Genomic DNA, 16,001 nt, shown 5'->3' on the forward strand with positions numbered 1-16,001 from the left:
GGCGCCGAGGAGTCATACCAGAAACCCTTCACGACGCGCGCCGCAGGTTCCGCACCACGCTGACAACCTGCTCGCGGACGAAGCGGATGGCCTCGTCGTCCTCGGACGCGCTCCGCCAGAGCAACTCCATGGGAGCGCCTCTCAACGTGAAGGGCGGCTTCAGCTGACGAAGGAACGGGCGCAGCGCCACCACGTCCCGAGCGACCATCCCCGGCACGGTCGCGACGAGCGTGCTGTTCTCCAGGAGGGCGCCCAGGCCATGGAACGTGGGAATCGACACCCTCACCCGCCGCTGGTGGCCGAGCACATCTTCCACCACGCCGCGCAGGTCTCCGTTGTACGAGATGATGACGTGCTCCTGCGCCAGGTAGCGCTCCAGCGTGAGCGTCTTCCCGAGGCGAAGCCGACGCGCGTCGTGCAGACACGTGAAGTGCTCGGTGAACAGCTCCAGTCGCCGCATGCCCGAAGGCAGCTCATCCGCCACCGTCACCGCCAGGTCCACCGCCGACGCGCTCAGCAACCCTCCCACAGTGCGGAACTGCACCGGAAGCACGACGAGCTTCAGGTGAGGGGCCTCACTCGCGAGCACGTGGAGCAGGCGCGGCAGGAGCCAGGACTCACTCGCGTCGGAGAGGCCAAGGCGCACCGTTCGCTCGCTCGTCCGTGGGTCGAACGCGGCGGGAGCCAGCGCGGCCTCCACCAGGGCCTCCAGGTGCGGCCTCGCGGAGGCCAGCAGTCGCCGCCCGCGCGCGCTCAAAACGAGCCCGCGCCCATCCCGGACGAACAGCGGTGAGCCCACCGCTGACGTCAGGCGCCGTAGCGCCGCGCTCACCGCGGGCTGCGTGAGATAGAGGCGCGCCGCCGCCGCCGTGACACTGCCCAGCTCCGCCACGACGACGAAGACGCGCAGCAGGTTGAGGTCCAGCGACTTCTCATAGATGGCGTTCATGTTCGGGATGCATCCTATTGATTGGATTTCAGGATGGCGATTCGCGAATTCTTGTGGCGTCGGCACGACAAAGGGAGACGCGATGAGCACGCACGAAGCCAGGCAGACGCGGCACACGGAGAAGCCAGGCACCACGGGCCCCGAGGTCTTCCCACTCGGCCTGGGCTGCATGGGCATGTCCGGCATGTACGGCGCCACCAACGACGATGAGAGCCTGCGCACCGTGCACGCGGCCATTGAGCGCGGCGTCACGCTGCTCGACACAGGCGACTTCTACGGCATGGGACACAACGAGCTGCTCGTGGGACGCGCCATCGCCGGGCGCCGCGAGCGGGTCCAGCTCTCCGTGAAGTTCGGCGCGCTCCGGGGCCCGGATGGGAGCTGGCTCGGCATGGACCTGCGCCCCGCCGCCGTGAAGAACTTCGCCACGTATTCGCTGAAGCGCCTGGGCGTCGACGTCATCGACATCTACCGCCCCGCGCGGCTGGACCCGAACGTCCCCATCGAGGAGACCATCGGCGCGATGTCGGACCTGGTGAAGGCGGGGTACGTCCGCCATATCGGCCTCTCCGAGGTCGGCGCAGAAACCCTCCGCCGCGCGCACCGCGTCCACCCCATCGCCGACCTGCAAATCGAGTACTCCCTCGCGAGCCGGGGCCCCGAGTCGAACATCTTCCCTACCCTCCGGGAGCTCGGCATCAGCGCGACGCTCTACGGCGTCCTCTCCCGAGGACTGTTGACCGGGAGCAAGCCCACCGGCGCCGGTGACTTCCGCGCCCATCTGCCCCGCTTCAGTGGCGAGCATCGCGAAAAGAACAAGGACGTGGTGGGTTCGCTCCACCGCTTCGCGCAAGAGCGGCGGATGTCGCCCGCACAGCTCGCCATCGCCTGGGTGCTCGCACGACAGCCGGGGTTCGTACCGGTCATCGGGATGAAGAACGTAGCGCAGCTCGACGACGCGCTGGGGGCCTTGAATCGGCCCCTGACGAGCGAGGACGTCGCCGCGCTCGACTCACTTGGGGCCGTCTCTGGTGGACGCTATGGGCCCGAGCAGATGCGCTTGCTGGACAGCGAGCGCCGGTAGCGCCCACGCCCAATTGGAGCCCCTGCAACGTCAGACAGAGCCGCTAGAGTGGTTGGTGCGATGCGAGCCATCATCCACGTGGACATGGACGCTTTCTATGCGTCCGTGGAGCAGCGGGACAACCCAGCCCTGAAGGGCAAACCTGTCATCGTTGGCGGGCATGCCCAGCGAGGCGTGGTCGTCGCCGCGTCCTATGAAGTGAGACCCTTCGGTGTGCGCAGCGCCATGCCCATGGCGCGCGCGGTGAAGGCCGCGCCCCATGCCATCATCGTCAAGCCACGCTTCCCCGCGTACGCGGAGGCCAGCGAGCAGGTCTTCTCCATCTTCGAGCGCTACACCCCGCTCATCGAGCCCTTGTCCCTGGATGAAGCCTTCCTGGACGTCACGGCCTCGGTGGGCCTGTTCGGCTCGCCCGCGGATATCGCGCGGCGCATCCGCAAGGACATCGCGGACGAGCTGAAGCTGCCGTCGTCCGCGGGCATCGCCACGGTGAAGTTCGTGGCGAAGATCGCCTCGGACCTGGCCAAGCCCAACGGCCAGCGGGAGGTCCGCGCGGAGGAGACGGTGGCGGTCCTCGCGGGCCTGCCGGTGTCGCGCCTGTGGGGCGTGGGGCCAAAGACGGAGGAGGCCCTCCAGCGCTCGGGGCTGAAGACCATCGGCGACGTGGCGACGAAGGACCCGGAGTGGCTGGAGGCGCGGCTGGGCACCAGCGGTCGGCACCTGTGGGAGCTATCGCAGGGCATCGACATGCGCGAGGTGGTGCCGGACCGCGCGGCCAAGAGCGTGGGCGCCGAGGACACCTTCGAGGAAGACCTCGCGGGCGTGGAGACCCTCAAGCCCCACGTGCATGCCCAGGCGCTGCGCGTGGCTCGGCGCCTGCGGCGCGCGGGCGTGAAGGGCCGCGTGGTGCAGCTCAAGCTGAAGCTTTCGGACTTCACGCTCCTCACCCGCCGCACCACGCTGCGCGAGGCGACGGACGACGGGCAGACGCTCTATCGCACCGCGCTGGAGCTGCTGGAGCGCTCACACGAGGGCAAGCCCATCCGCCTCACCGGGGTGAGCGTGCAGCTCGACGAGGTGCCGCCCCAGCTCGGACTCTTCCCCGCCGCGCCGCCCCGGACGGCGAAGCTGAACGCGGCGCTGGATAGAATCGCGGAGCGCTTCGGCAGCAAGGCCATCACCACCGCGGACATCGCGGGCAGCGACGCCCCGGGTGGCGACGAGCACCGCTCCGAGCGCCCCGTGGACAAGGACAAACCCAAGCGCTGAGCGCGCTCAGTCCGCGGCGGGAACCATGTCGGGCGGCGGCGGCTGGCGCGCGGTCTCGTCCCGGGACATGACCAATACGCCCACCAGCGCCAGTCCCCCACCGACGAGCTGCACCCAGTCGGGCTTCTCACCCAGGAGCGGCACGGCCCACAGCGTGGAGAGCACGGGCTCACCGAGCGAGGCCACCGCCACGAAGGGCGCGGAGAGGTGACGCACGGAGGCGTTGAGCAGCGAGTGGCCGATGAGCTGCGGCACCAGGGCCAGTCCCACCAGCACCATCCAGGTGCTCGGCGTGAAGCCCGTCAGCGGTGAGTCGACGAAGCCGTACGCCACCATCAGCGCCACCGCCGCGACCGAGTAGACGATGCCCACGTACGTGCCCAGCGACATCGACTCGCGCACGCGACGGCCCACGACGAAGTACACGCCCGCCATGACGGCGCCGGCCACCGCGAGCAGGTCACCCCAGAGCGCCGTGCCTCCGGCCGCGAAGTCCCGCGCGCCGATGAGGACACTGCCCGCGAGACACAGGACAAGCGCCGAGATACCACGAGGGCCCACGCGCTCACCCAGGGCGAGCCACGCGAACAGCGTCACCCACACCGGCTGCGTGGTGACGAGCGCCACCGAGCTGGCCACGGTGGTGTACTGGAGCGACGCAATCCAGGTCGCGAAGTGCAGCGCCAGCGCCAGGCCGGACAACACCAGCAAGCCCCAGGTCCGCGCGGAGAGGGACGTCAGCTCCGAGCGGCCCCGCACCAGCGCGAGCGCCAGCAGCGGCACCGAGGCGAAGGTGAGGCGCCACGCGGAGATGGCCAGGGAAGGCGCCTCCGCGAAGCGGATGAGCGGCGCGGCCCAGGACACGGCCACCACGCCCAGCACCAGTCCCCCGTAGACACGTGTCCGGGGGACCTCCACCTCCACGGGGGGCGCCGGGTTCACGCCTCGCCGGCGCCGGAGCCGGATGAAGAACCCGCTGAGGCGGAGCCCTCTCCCCCGGCACGACGACGACGACGACGACGACGACGCTTGCGCTGGCCACCGGGCTCGGAGCCCTCGCTGTCGGAGGCCTCGGGGCGAGGAGGCGGCACCTCGCCGGCCTTCCACGCGTCCAGCTGCTCACGGTGCTCTCCGGTCGCCTCCACCGTCATCTCGAACACGGTGAGGGCCTCTCCGAAGAGGGGGTGACGCCGGAAGGCCGCGCTCTTGCGGCGGCGCTCGCCGGACAGCGTGCGCTGCGCGAGCAGCAGCATGCGGCAGCGCTCGGCGATGCGGCGGGGCAGCCGGGCCGACTGGACGAAGCCGGCGAGCAGCTCCTCCACCACCTGCGACACGGAAGGACGACCGCCCTCCTGCGGCTCGGCGGGCGGGCCCGAGTGGCTGATGGGCACCAGCAACGCCGCCAGGAGGATGGCGTCGTCGAGCGGCTCACCCGCAGCCACCCGGCGGTCCAGCGCCTGCGCGAAGGCGTAGAAGGTCTTCTCGCCTTCCTTGCCGTGCTGCTTGAGGTACGCATTCACCGGCGGCAGCAGGAACTTCATCGCATCCAGCGCGTCCAGCAGCTTCAGGGCCGGCGCTGACACGCCGCCACGGATGAGCCGGAAGGTCTCCTCCAGCAGGCGCGCGGGAGCGCAGCGCGGCAGGTCCTCCACCGCGCCTTCCATGGCCGCGTACGTGCGCGACTCGATGTCCAGGTCCAGCTTCGCGGCGAAACGCACGGCGCGCAGGATTCGCACCGGGTCCTCGCGCATGCGCACTTCCGGGTCGCCGATGGTGCGGATGAACCGCTCGTCCAAGTCACGACGGCCGCGGACGTAGTCGATGACCCGTCCCTCGCTCACGTCGTAGAACAGGCCGTTGATGGTGAAATCGCGGCGGCGCGCGTCCTGCTGCGCGGTGCCGAAGACGTTGTCGTGGGTGATGAGCAGGTCATCGCCCCCGGCCTCGCCCTCGTCCTCCGGCGCGGAAGGCGCCGCGGCCTCCAGCTCCGTCGGATTCGCCCGGAAGGTGGAGACCTCGATGATCTTCCCACCCTTGAAGTAGACGTGCGCCAGCCGGAAGCGACGGCCGATGAGCCGGCAGTTGCGGAAGATGGCGCGCACCTCGCCCGGGTGGGCACTGGTGGCGACGTCGAAGTCCTTGGGCTTCTTGCCGAGCAGCAGATCGCGCACGCAGCCGCCCACCAGGTACGCCTGATGGCCGTGCTGATGCAGCCGCAGAACCACCTTCAGGGCGTCCGGGTCCAGCTCGTCCGGGTCGATTTCCGCCGGCTCTCCCGTGGAACGGACATGAGGGGCGTGCAGCGCGCGCTCGTAGGGGGTCGGCTCGGGCTCCGGCTCGAGCACGGTGGGCACCTGCTCCACCTCGTCCTCGGCGGCCTCGGCGGCGTCCTGCGCCTCGGCGGCGGCGAGCACCTCCGCGGCGGCCAGACCCGTCTCGTCGAAGACGCCGTCGAGCGCGTCGACCTCGTCGTCGTCATCGGACTCGTCGTCGGCGTCGTCCTCGAGCGGGCTCATCTGGCTTCTGGGCTCGGGCGCTTCGTCGGCGGAGACAGCGGAGTGGGAAGAAACTTCGGGGAGGGCCGATTCGGCGGCCACGGACTCGGGGGCACTCGCCTGTTCCGAGGGGGCAGTCGTCAGCTCCAGATTGGAAGACATGGAAACCTCTTGAGCGCCGCGCTCGGAGCCCACTGCCGCCTCGGATGAGGCAACCTCGCGCGCGTCTTATCGGGCGCAGGTGGCAGCGGACCGCCGGCAGGCGGCGTTTCAGTCAAAACTCGCGTCATCACCATGGACACCCCAAACGGGGCGCTTCAGGGGCAGCCGTCTATAGCGCATCCACCCTGGGAGGGAGTAGCGCCCTTTCTGCGGGTCCACCGGACAGGTGGAGCGCTTCCACCCCACCCGTCCCTTTTCCAGCAACAAGGGGCTCGACCGTGCATTCGGGGAGGCGTCGAAGGGCATCCTGTTCCAGGCTCGCTCCAGGCGGTGAAAAAGAGTCCGCCACGAGTATCAACCCCATGGCCGGCAGCCGGCGGCAGGCTCCCGCCCTCCCGGATGACTCTGTTCCGTATCAACACTGGAAGCGCGTGAAACGTTCTGGAACCGGCCCAAGCACCGTGCACCAGCCCGCCTGGGCAGCACCCCGGCGGGCCCGGACGCGTCCCACCCGCCTGGTCGGTCGTCTGGACACCAGGCAGCCACCCTCCCGTTGAGTTCGGGCACCCCTCGCACATGGGGTGCGCGCGCGCCGCGGCTCCTGTCCCGGCGGGCTCAGGGAGACGGCTTGGTGCGGCCCTTGTGGTTTCGCGGGAGCGCGTGGTGGATGAGGGAGACGTAGTCCACCGCCTGCACGGGCGGAGGGGGCGGCGGCGTGCCCAGCGCCGCGAGCCGCTTGCTGAACGCGGAGAGGATGTCCGGCATCGGACGCATCGCGGCGAGCAGCTTGTTGGGCCCCTCCAGCGCCTGGGACAGCGCCACTGCCGCCTGCTGCAGCGGCAGGCCCCGGCGCAGCAGGTCCTGGAAGGAGTTGGAGAGGGTGATGATGTTGTGCCCCGCCGTCTGCACCATCTCCACCGCGATTTTCAGCACCTGCGGCGCGGACAGATGCCCGTCCGCCAGCAGCACCAGCGCGGCCTGGAAGTAGTTGAAGATGGGGACGACGCGAGGCCCGTACGCCGTGAAGTGCGCGGGCGGCGTCAGCTTGTCCAGGTGGATGAAGATGCGCCGCACCGGGTCCGCCACCGGAATCTGCTTCCACGCCGCGCGCACGCGCTCCGCGTCGTCCGGATAGACGCCGCCCGCCTCCAGCACCTGGGACAACACGCGCTCGTCCACGCGGCCGGCAATCAGGTCCGCGAAGAGCGAGTAGATGAACGCATCCGCCTCCGCGTCGTCACCGAAGAGGACCTCCTCGGCCTCCGCGGGCGCCTTCACCCGGCTCTCCAGAATCGCGGGCAGCTTGTAGCCCACCTGCCCGCGCAGCGCGCGGAAGCGCCCGCGCAAGAGGTTGCCGATGTTGTCCTTGAGGACGAACTCGTCCCAGCGCACGCCGTCCAGCTTGAGCTTCTCCTCCAGCACGGCGCGCATCTGCTTGGGGCTGCCGGAGACGATGCACAGCCGCGAGTCGCCGTTCTCCGACAGCTCGCGGATGAGCGCGCTCGCGCCTGGGATGGCGACCTTCTCGTGCGCCTTCTGGAAGGCCGTGCGCAGCAGGTCCTTGAGCGAATCGAAGTCCGTCTGGAGGTACGTCTTGTCCAGATCCCAGCGGTAGATGCGCCGCGGCGGTCGCGGGTCGATGCGGTCCGGCAGACTCACTTCTGAAGACCTTCCCGGATGGAGCTCCCCAGGTTGTTCGCCACCACCTTGGCGGCCACCTTGCCCGCGTTGGCGATGGCGCGCGCCTTCGAGCGCCCGTGCGCCTTGATGAAGATGCGGTCGAACCCGAGGATGGGCGCACCGCCGTACTGGTTCCAGTCGGTGATGTCCTTGATGCGCTGAATCCCGCTGGACAGCATGGCCAGGCCCGCGCGCCAGCGCAGGCTCTCCTTGTAGGCGTACTGGGCCAGCTCCACGACGGTCTCATGCACGCCCTCCAGCATCTTCAGGCACACGTTGCCCGTGAAGCCGTCGGTGACGATGACATCCGCGGTGCCCTTGGGGATGTCGATGCCCTCCACGTTGCCGATGAAGTTGATGTCCTTCATCTCCGACAGCCGTGCGTGCGCCTCCACCACCCGGGGCGGGCCCTTCTGCGGCTCGACGCCGTTGGACAACAGCGCCACCTTGGGCCGCTCGTTGCGGGAGATGATGCGCGCGTACTGCGAGCCCATGACGGCGAACGTCACCAGGTCATCGGCCGTGGCCTCCACCGTCGCCCCCACGTCGAGGATGAGGGAGAACGGGTCCTCCTTCGCGCCTCGCACCGAGCGCGTCGGATACACCGTGGCCAGCGCCGCGCGGCGCACACCGGGGATGAGCTGGAAGTGGCGCGCGCACGCCAGCACGCCCGCGCCCGTGTTGCCCGCGGACACCAGCGCCTGGGCCTCGCCCTCCGCGACGAGCCTGGCGGCCACCGCCACGGAGGCGTTGGGCTTGCGCGCCAGCGCCTCGCCGGGTTTCTCGTCCATGCCCACGAAGTCCGCCGCGTGCTGGACGGAGATGCGCTCGCCGTTGTGCTTCGTCTCCGCGAGCGCGTTGTCGATGAGCGTCCGGTCCCCCACCAGCAACGCATGGATGTGGGGTGAGTCCAGGGAGAGCTGCGCGGCTCCGCGCACCACCTCCGCTGGCCCATGGTCCGTCCCCATCACGTCGAAGGCAATCGTCACGGGCTGCGGCTGTTTGACCACCATGGCCCCCATCTTACGACCTTTGTCCGGCCCTCGCGCCTGCCATTCTCGCCTGAGTCACGAGGCTGGCCGCTACCAACGCCCCCACCACGAGCATTCCCGCCGCCGTTCCGTACGGCACCCCGGGCCCCAAGCGGGTGAAGAGCCACCCGCCCAGCGCCGGCCCCAGAATCCGCCCCAGCGAGCCCGCGGCCTGGAAGCCCCCCAGCGCCGCACCGAGTCGTTGCGGGGGCGCATGCAGTGATACCAGCGCGGACAGGCAGGGGTTCGTCAAGGCCGAGCCCACCGCCAACAGCCCCATGACGGGAAACAGCCACCCGTACGTGGGCGCCACCGGGAGGAGCGCCAGGCCCAGCGCCGTCACCCCGAAGCCCGCCGTGGCCACCTGGGCCTCTCGCCCCGAGCCCCCGCCCCCCTCCCCTCCCACCAGCCTGCGCACCACCCCACCCTGCACCAGCGCGCTGAGCACGCCCACCACCGCGAAGAGCCAGCCCGCGCGCAGGCTCGCCTCGCGGAGCACCGCCGTGTCCGTCATCACCGGGTGGAGGAACAGCCCCCCCTCCAGCGCCACCGGCCCCACGGAGAGAAAGCGCGTGAGCAGGTAGACGGAGAACGTCCCCTCCATCTGTGAGAACGCGGTGGTGAACAGCAGCATCAGCACCAGGCACCGCGCGACGACGGGCAACCGCAGCGCCTGGACGGCGCCCTTGAGGGTGCGCACATGGCCCTCCGGCCCCCCCTCCACCCGGGACTCCGGGAGGAAGAACCAGGTGCAGACCAGATTGACGGCCACCAGCCCCGCCGCGAACAGGCCAATGGCCAGGTTGCCGCCCCATGCGCCCAGAAAGCCGCCCAGCGCGGGCCCCAGCACGAAGCCCAGACCGAAGGCCGCGCCGATGACGCCCATGCCCCGCGCGCGCTCCTCCGGGCGGGTGATGTCCGCGACGACGGCCTGCGCGGTGGCGATGTTGCCGCCGGAGATGCCGTCGATGACGCGCGCCAGGAAGAGCAGCGGCAGCGAGTGCGCCAGGGCGAACAGCACGTAGCCCAACAGCGAGCCCACCTGACTGAGCAGCAACACCGGCCGGCGGCCGTACCTGTCACTCAGCCGACCGAGCACGGGGGCCGCCACCAGTTGCATCAGCGAATAGACGGAGATGAGCAGCCCCACCGTGAAGGGCGACGCTCCGAACTTCACTCCGTACACGCCCAGCTGCGGAATCAGGATGCCGAACCCGATGAGGTCCAGCGACACGATTCCGAAGACGACGCGCAGTGACGCCGTCCGGCTCACCCGTAGCTCCCTTGCTGGAAATGAAAAACCGCCGGAGCGCGGACGATAGCGCTCCGGCGGTCTGAAAGGCGCGGCAACTCCGCGCCCCGCGACGATTTGACGCTCTCTGCTAGAGCGCCTCGGCGGACTGGACGTTCCGGTTCGCCGTGTCGCGGTCGATGCAGCCCTTGGTCAGGGTGTACTGGTACGTGCCCAGCTCGTCGCGCCAGTACTCACCCTCGTACGGCCAGTAGAGCTGGTCGTCGGAGACGGCCACCGAGAACTTGTACTTCTTGACGATGGACGTACGGCCCCCCGCCTTGAGCTGGTCCTCGAGGAACTCCTTCTCCTTCGTCGTCGTCTCGAACTTGATGCGCAGGCCGTTGGCGAGCAGCTGCTTGAGCGCGACGAGCTCCGTCTCCAGCTTGCCCTTGGCCATGATGCCCGCCTTGGAGATGAGGCCCGTGCGGTGGACCTTCAGCTCCTCCAGCAGGCTCTTGGAGAGCTCGGAGTACTTGAAGGTGTCACCCCGGCTGGCGAACGCGTCCATCTCCCCTTCCAGCTCGAGGATGGAGTCGTTCGTCTTGCGCAGGTCCTGGTCCGTGAGGGCCAGGCGGAGGATGCGCTCCAGGATGACGTCCGTCTCGTTCTTCTCCAGGCCGTCCTTGTTCTTCTTCTGCACGTCCGCGAGCACCGAGTAGTACTCGCCCGCTTCCATGTTCTTCTTCACCAGGGACTCGAGCTGGTCATGCACCGGCAGGTACGTGCGCTCGAAGTCCTGGAGGATGATGTTGGACTCGCGGTAGCGGCAGTTCTCGTAATAGATGACCGCCTTGAGGATGAGCGCTTCCGGGAAGTATTCCTCGCGGAAGAAGGGCGACGAGAGCGTGATGAGGTTGCCCAGCGCCTGCTCGAACTGGCCCACGCGGTAGTTGGCCCAGCTCGCCTCGAAGAGCGACTCCAGCCACTGCGTGTTCCCGCGCTCCACCTTGCCCAGGTAGAACAGCGCGAAGCGGTTCTGCTGCATGCCGTAGTGCGTGCGGGCCAGCTGCATGAACGCCAGCTCGCGCAGCGACTTGTCCAGCTTGACCTGGTCCGCGGACTTGCCGGCCACCGGGCGGGTGAGGCGCACCACTTCCTTCATCGCCTCCACCGACGCCAGCATCTCCCCGTTGCCACGCTTGGCCGCCGCGTCCTTCTGACGGCTGCCGTTGCGGAACGAAGCCAGACCGTCCAGGTACCGCGCGCGGGGGTAGAACGCGTCCGTCTTGGGAATCAGCAGCGTCAGCCGCTGCACTTCCGCGAAGCTCTTGTCCGCGTCCGCGTTCTGGCCCACCTGGTCCAGCGCGCGGCCGCGCACGAAGTGGTAGCGCGCCAGCAGGTAGCGGAACTCGTTGCGGTACTTCTCCGGGAACTCCTGGTTCGCGTGACGGGCAATCTCGTCGAGGATGACCGTCTCGTTCTTCGTCTTGCGGCTGATGAAGAACAGCCACTCCAGGCTCGTCTTGAAGAACTTGGTGGACGGCCCCAGGGCGAGCAGCTTGGAGAACTCACCGAGCGACGAGTGGTACATGCCCATGCGGTAGAGTGACTTGGCCAGCACGTAGCGCGCCTCCGTGTGCAGGCCCGCGAGCTTCGGGTCCGCGAGGAGCTCGTGGGCCGACATGGCGGCCTTCTCGTACTCGTCGTTCTTGAAGAGGCTGACGGTGATGTCCAGCCGCTGGCGGTCCGCCGTCTTGCCGGACACGTCCACCGCGTCGAAGGACATGGTGGGCGCGGGCGTCTTGGGCGTCTCCTGCGTCAGGTCCAGCCCGAAGCCGCCGCTGTTCGCGGGAGCCGCGGGCGGGGTGGGCGTGGGCGCCGGAGCGGGCGTCGCCTCGGAGGGAGAGGTGGGGCCGGTCACCGCGGCCGGAGTGGCCTCGATGGGACCGGTGGCCTCCGCCGGAGCGTCGTCTTCCACGGGCGCGGGAGGCGTCTTGCCCCGCGAGCCACGCGTCGGCTTCTTCTTCGACTTGGAGGCCTTGGAGGACCGGGTGGTTGAAGCACCCTTCTTCTTCTTCTTGGACTTGGACTGACCACCCAGGTCCAGTCCCTCGAAGTTCTGGGCGAACGAAGGGGCCGTCCACACGAGCGCGAGCCCGAGGACGGCGAGGCGGATGAGCCTGAAGGAGCGCAGCATCATGACCCAGGGTTGGACGACGGGAAGAAGAAGGACACTCCCAGCTCGAACAGCAGCTGGTTGCGCAGATAGTTGTCGGTGCGGCCCTTCTCCACATAGATGAGGTCGCGCACCTCCGTGCGCAGCGTCACCCAGCGGTTGAAGAAGAAGCGCATCCCCACGCCCACGTTGCCGCCGGGGGTGAGGTAGTCCTTGGCCAAGAGGCCCGTGGCGTCATCCAGGTCCGGTCCCCGGTACTGGATGACCGAGCCACCCACGACGCCGTACAGGTCGAAGTGGATGAAGCTTTCGGCCAGGAGCGACAGCTTGCCGTAGATGGGCGCCCACTGGACGTCCGCGCCACCCAGCAGCTTGAGCTGCCCGGGAGCCTGACCATCCAGTTCGCTCTTGGCGGGCGACTTACAGCCGCGCGTGGAGCCATCCGTGCCGTCGGAGAAGGTGCAGATCTGCGCCGAGCCCGCGACCGCGTTCACCGCGTAGCCCGCCCGCAGGCTGATGCCGAGCGTCTCCATGGGGTGATACGTGAGCACGCCACCGAAGATGTACTTGGTGAAGAAGGCGTCGCGCAGCGACAGCGTCGCGGACGGGCTGAACTCGAAGCGCCCCTTCTTCAGGAACACGTGGCCCGACACGGGCCGCACCCGCTCACGCAGGGGGCCGAGCCGGTCCTTGTCCACCTCGGACACGTCGCCGGCCTCCTCCTCCTCGGAGGTGGTCTGCGCGTTCGCCAGCACGGGCATGGCGAGACAGAGGGTCAACAGCCAACGGAAGACGGGCTTCATTCCGCGTCCCTCCCCGTCGAACGGAAGGGCAGGAACAGCGAGATGCCGGCGTTGAGGGTCATGACGTTCTGGATGGCCCCCTTGGCGCTGCCCAGGGGCTGATCCACATAGGAGGTGTTGATGAGCGCCACGTTCACCGCGATGAAGTCCTGGGCCACGAAGCGCATGCCCAGGCCCAGGTCCGCGGCGGGGTTGAGCCCGCGGCCCGGCAAGGACGAGGTCTCCGTCTTCACCACGCCCGCGCCCGCCAGCAGATAGCCGTCGAAGTGCAGGATGGAGTTGAGGAAGGCCACCTTGCCGTACAGCGGGCTCCACTCCACGTCGCCCATGGCGGACCACTCGGGCACCGAGTTGTAGATCTTGCTGTAGAAGGCGCGCTTGGCGGTGCGCACGTCGTCGGACGGCACCACCTGCATCAGCGAGCCACGCGCCGAGATGGCCAGGGTGTCCGCCAGGTAGTAGGCGCCCCGCAGGGAGACACCCACCTTCGAATAGAACGGATCATTGACGGAGACGCTGATGAGCGGCGTCAGCTCGAAGCGTCCCTGCTTCCGGTACACCTTTCGCTGGACGCTCTTCACCCGGTCTTCCTGGGTGATGTCGGTCAGCGGCGGCAAGGCCTCGGGAGGTGGAGCCTCCTCCTCCACGGGTCGGGTGGCGGTCGCTGCGGGCGCGGCCTCCTCCGCCGGCGGCGGCGTGGGTGATTCTTCGGACTTGGGCTGGGTCTCTTCCGTGAGGTCGAGTCCCATGCCCTCCTGGCTCTGCGCAGGTGCCAGGGCGGGCACCAGGCACAGCGCGAGCAGCAACGTGTGGCGATTCAAACCGGGGGCTCCGTGGGGGAGGGGGGGAAAGACTCCACCGGGGGTTCAGCGCGACTCTTCGCTTCGCCATCCTATCGGTCGTATTCCCGAGCAGCAACCGCCCAGCGCATGCCTGTCTACTCTGTATCTCTCCGGTATTCCTGAACAATTCCAGAGTGGACACCGCGGTGTGTGAGCGTTGGCACCCAGAGGTGCTGTGCTACCCTGGGCGCGCTAGTCGTGGGCCCCCCGTGCCCCCTCCCCCTTGTCGAGGTCTCATGAAGATGTCCGTGCGAGCCGCCTTCCTCGTGTCCACCGCGCTGTTGCTCGGGGGATGCAAGGTCAGCAGCGAGATTGGCAAGCCGTGCACCCTGGTCCGGAAGGCGCTGCCCGAGGAGAACTCGCCGACCAAGACCATGCCGGTGCTGGAGAGTGAAGTGGCGGACCGCCAGGACTTCATCTCCTTTGGTTCCGTCGAGTGCGAGGACCTCATCTGTGTGCGGGATCAGGACTACCCCCGCGCGCGCACCGAGGATGGCGCGGTGAACCCGACGGCGCCGGCGATGGGTTACTGCAGCAAGCCGTGCATCGACGGGGCCAGCTCCGACGCGTGCGAGGTGAAGGACACCTCCGACGTGAATCCGGACCTGCCGGGCCGGATGACCTGCCGCTCGCTGCTGCTGGACGAGGACACGCTCGACGCGCTGCGTTCCGCGGATGAGGACTTCTACCGACGGACCTTCGGTGAGAACAACTCGCCCTTCTTCTGCGCCGGGAACATCAGCGCGCAGGGTGGGTGACACTTTCGTGCGCGGGAGGTAGACCTTTTCCCGCGCTTGATTCGTAAAGGCAGGGCCCGCGTCGTCCGCGCAAGGAGCCCTGCCTCATGAATCGAACGGTCCTCTTCCTGTCCCTGGCCGGTGGCCTGGCCCTCACCGCCCTGGTGCTGGGCCTGCCCCAGGTGACCCGCCCGAGGACGGAGCCCGTCGTCGAGGTGAAGACGCCGCCTCCGACGCCTCCCCTCCCCGTGCAAGGCACGCCCGGCTCGCTGACGATGACGAGCCGCCTGTCGCATCCGTATGTGCCCGCGGGCAGCTCGGAGGTCTTCGCCACGGTGGACCTGACGGGCGCGGAGGTCCCCGGCTCCAAGCGCCGCCCCGTGAATCTGGCGCTGGTCATCGACCGGTCGGGCTCCATGAGCGGCTACAAGCTGGCGCAGGCGAAGCAGGCCGCGCGGCACCTGGTGGGGCTGCTGCGGGACGAGGACCGGCTGGCCATCGTCCACTACGGCTCGGACGTGAAGAGCCTTCCGTCGGCGCAGGCCACGCCCGCGCAGCGCGAGCGGATGCTCCAGTACGTGGATGGCATCTGGGATGACGGCGGCACCAACATCTCCGCGGGCCTGTCCGCGGGCCGCTACCAGCTGTCCACCGCGCAGGAGGGCTACGGCGTCAACCGGCTCATCCTCCTGAGCGACGGCCAGCCCACCGAGGGCGTCACCGACGACGAGGGCCTGACGCGGCAGGTGCGCGAGCTGCGTGCCACGGGAATCACGGTGAGCGCCATTGGCGTGGGCACCGACTTCAACGAGGACCTGATGCAGGGCTTCGCCGAGTACGGCGCCGGTGCGTACGGCTACCTGGAGGACGCCGGCCAGTTGGCCGCGCTCTTCCAGAAGGACCTCCAGCAGGCCTCCACCACGGTGGCGCGGGACGTGACGCTGACCTTCACGCTGCCCTCGGGCACGGTGCTGGGCGAGGTGCTGGGTTACAACGCGCGGCAGTCCGGCAACCAGGTGATGGTGTCGCTGCCGAACTTCTCCGCCGGCCAGTTGGAGCGCGTCGTCGTGCGCCTGTCGACGACGGGCGACGCGGTGGGCCAGACGGTGCGGGTGACGGACCTGACGCTCAACTACACCGACCTCATCCGCAACGTGGGCGTGGAGAACGGCGCCGCCCTGTCCGCGGTGGTGACGGACCGGCAGGAAGAGGTTGTCGCGAGGCAGGACAAGGACGCCACGGTGTACGCGGTGCGGGCGCGCAGCGCGCAGAACCTCCAGAAGGCCGCCGAGGCCCTGCGCGAGGGCCGCCGCGACGAGGCCAAGGGCTACATCCAGCAGAACCAGGTGATGTTCAAGGAGGCCAGCACCGTGGCGAGCCCGGCGGCGGTGGCCTCGGACCTGGCCGAGCAGCAGGCCACGCTGGACGAGTACGAGAGCGCCGGAAGCGAAGAGGAGGTCCGCTCCGCCACGAAGAAGTCCAAGGTGAAGGCGCTGCGCGGCTTCGGCAAGGTGGGCTCCACCTACTGACCTTCGAGGC

General features: G+C 68.9%; 13 protein-coding genes. 4 read left to right on the plus strand and 9 right to left on the minus strand.

The window, feature by feature from the left end; genetic code table 11:
- Positions 1-28 precede the first annotated feature (28 nt).
- Positions 29-949, minus strand: a complete 921-nt coding sequence (locus HUA75_RS20690) for a LysR family transcriptional regulator (protein ID WP_174487365.1) — start codon at positions 947-949, stop codon at positions 29-31.
- A gap of 82 nt (positions 950-1,031) precedes the next feature.
- Here HUA75_RS20690 and HUA75_RS20695 point away from each other — a divergent pair, with 82 nt between their 5' ends.
- A complete protein-coding gene (locus HUA75_RS20695; RefSeq protein WP_174487366.1) occupies positions 1,032-2,033 on the plus strand; it encodes an aldo/keto reductase in 1,002 nt (333 codons plus the stop codon).
- A gap of 60 nt (positions 2,034-2,093) precedes the next feature.
- Positions 2,094-3,302, plus strand: a complete 1,209-nt coding sequence (locus tag HUA75_RS20700) for a DNA polymerase IV (RefSeq protein WP_174457134.1) — start codon at positions 2,094-2,096, stop codon at positions 3,300-3,302.
- 6 nt (positions 3,303-3,308) lie between these two features.
- Here HUA75_RS20700 and HUA75_RS20705 read toward each other — a convergent pair whose 3' ends face one another.
- The 8 genes from HUA75_RS20705 to HUA75_RS20740 all read right to left on the minus strand — a co-directional run bounded on the left by HUA75_RS20705 (position 3,309) and on the right by HUA75_RS20740 (position 13,704).
- A complete protein-coding gene (locus tag HUA75_RS20705) occupies positions 3,309-4,244 on the minus strand; it encodes a DMT family transporter (RefSeq protein ID WP_174487367.1) in 936 nt (311 codons plus the stop codon).
- On the minus strand, positions 4,241-5,959 hold the full coding sequence (gene pcnB / locus HUA75_RS20710; protein ID WP_141644870.1) for a polynucleotide adenylyltransferase PcnB: 1,719 nt from the start codon (positions 5,957-5,959) through the stop codon (positions 4,241-4,243). Before pcnB ends, HUA75_RS20705 begins: the two co-directional genes overlap by 4 nt.
- 615 nt (positions 5,960-6,574) lie before the next feature.
- The gene (locus tag HUA75_RS20715) at positions 6,575-7,618 is read right to left on the minus strand and encodes a phosphatase domain-containing protein (RefSeq protein ID WP_141644869.1); all 1,044 of its coding nucleotides are present in this window, start codon (positions 7,616-7,618) and stop codon (positions 6,575-6,577) included.
- Positions 7,615-8,661 carry a phosphate acyltransferase PlsX gene (gene plsX, locus HUA75_RS20720; RefSeq protein ID WP_371745607.1) on the minus strand — a complete coding sequence of 349 codons (1,047 nt, stop codon included), beginning with the start codon at positions 8,659-8,661 and terminating at the stop codon, positions 7,615-7,617. Before plsX ends, HUA75_RS20715 begins: the two co-directional genes overlap by 4 nt.
- A gap of 1 nt (position 8,662) precedes the next feature.
- Positions 8,663-9,943, minus strand: coding sequence for an MFS transporter (locus HUA75_RS20725; protein WP_174457137.1), 1,281 nt, complete (start codon positions 9,941-9,943; stop codon positions 8,663-8,665).
- Between the two features lie 109 nt (positions 9,944-10,052).
- Positions 10,053-12,101 (minus strand): adventurous gliding motility protein GltC, encoded by a 2,049-nt coding sequence (gltC, locus tag HUA75_RS20730; RefSeq protein ID WP_141649331.1) that lies wholly within the window; start codon positions 12,099-12,101, stop codon positions 10,053-10,055.
- On the minus strand, positions 12,101-12,883 hold the full coding sequence (locus HUA75_RS20735) for an outer membrane beta-barrel domain-containing protein (protein ID WP_174457138.1): 783 nt from the start codon (positions 12,881-12,883) through the stop codon (positions 12,101-12,103). Before HUA75_RS20735 ends, gltC begins: the two co-directional genes overlap by 1 nt.
- On the minus strand, positions 12,880-13,704 hold the full coding sequence (locus tag HUA75_RS20740; protein ID WP_141649328.1) for an outer membrane beta-barrel domain-containing protein: 825 nt from the start codon (positions 13,702-13,704) through the stop codon (positions 12,880-12,882). Before HUA75_RS20740 ends, HUA75_RS20735 begins: the two co-directional genes overlap by 4 nt.
- A 257-nt stretch (positions 13,705-13,961) precedes the next feature.
- Here HUA75_RS20740 and cglC point away from each other — a divergent pair, with 257 nt between their 5' ends.
- Both cglC and HUA75_RS20750 read left to right on the plus strand, forming a co-directional pair.
- The gene (gene cglC / locus HUA75_RS20745; RefSeq protein WP_174457139.1) at positions 13,962-14,483 is read left to right on the plus strand and encodes an adventurous gliding motility lipoprotein CglC; all 522 of its coding nucleotides are present in this window, start codon (positions 13,962-13,964) and stop codon (positions 14,481-14,483) included.
- 86 nt (positions 14,484-14,569) lie between these two features.
- Positions 14,570-15,991 (plus strand): VWA domain-containing protein, encoded by a 1,422-nt coding sequence (locus tag HUA75_RS20750; protein WP_174487368.1) that lies wholly within the window; start codon positions 14,570-14,572, stop codon positions 15,989-15,991.
- The last annotated feature ends 10 nt before the right edge of the window (positions 15,992-16,001 follow it).

The organism is Myxococcus sp. CA040A (genome assembly GCF_013336725.1).
In the GTDB taxonomy this organism is placed as follows: domain Bacteria; phylum Myxococcota; class Myxococcia; order Myxococcales; family Myxococcaceae; genus Myxococcus; species Myxococcus llanfairpwllgwyngyllgogerychwyrndrobwllllantysiliogogogochensis.

Coding starts and splice junctions, on each gene's coding strand:
- HUA75_RS20690 (WP_174487365.1), bottom strand. CDS start 949: ATGAACGCCATCTATGAGAAGTCGCTGGACCTCAACCTGCTGCGCGTC.
- pcnB (WP_141644870.1), bottom strand. CDS start 5,959: ATGTCTTCCAATCTGGAGCTGACGACTGCCCCCTCGGAACAGGCGAGT.
- plsX (WP_371745607.1), bottom strand. CDS start 8,661: ATGGGGGCCATGGTGGTCAAACAGCCGCAGCCCGTGACGATTGCCTTC.
- HUA75_RS20735 (WP_174457138.1), bottom strand. CDS start 12,883: ATGAAGCCCGTCTTCCGTTGGCTGTTGACCCTCTGTCTCGCCATGCCC.
- cglC (WP_174457139.1), top strand. CDS start 13,962: ATGAAGATGTCCGTGCGAGCCGCCTTCCTCGTGTCCACCGCGCTGTTG.
- HUA75_RS20750 (WP_174487368.1), top strand. CDS start 14,570: ATGAATCGAACGGTCCTCTTCCTGTCCCTGGCCGGTGGCCTGGCCCTC.
- HUA75_RS20700 (WP_174457134.1), top strand. CDS start 2,094: ATGCGAGCCATCATCCACGTGGACATGGACGCTTTCTATGCGTCCGTG.
- HUA75_RS20695 (WP_174487366.1), top strand. CDS start 1,032: ATGAGCACGCACGAAGCCAGGCAGACGCGGCACACGGAGAAGCCAGGC.
- gltC (WP_141649331.1), bottom strand. CDS start 12,101: ATGCTGCGCTCCTTCAGGCTCATCCGCCTCGCCGTCCTCGGGCTCGCG.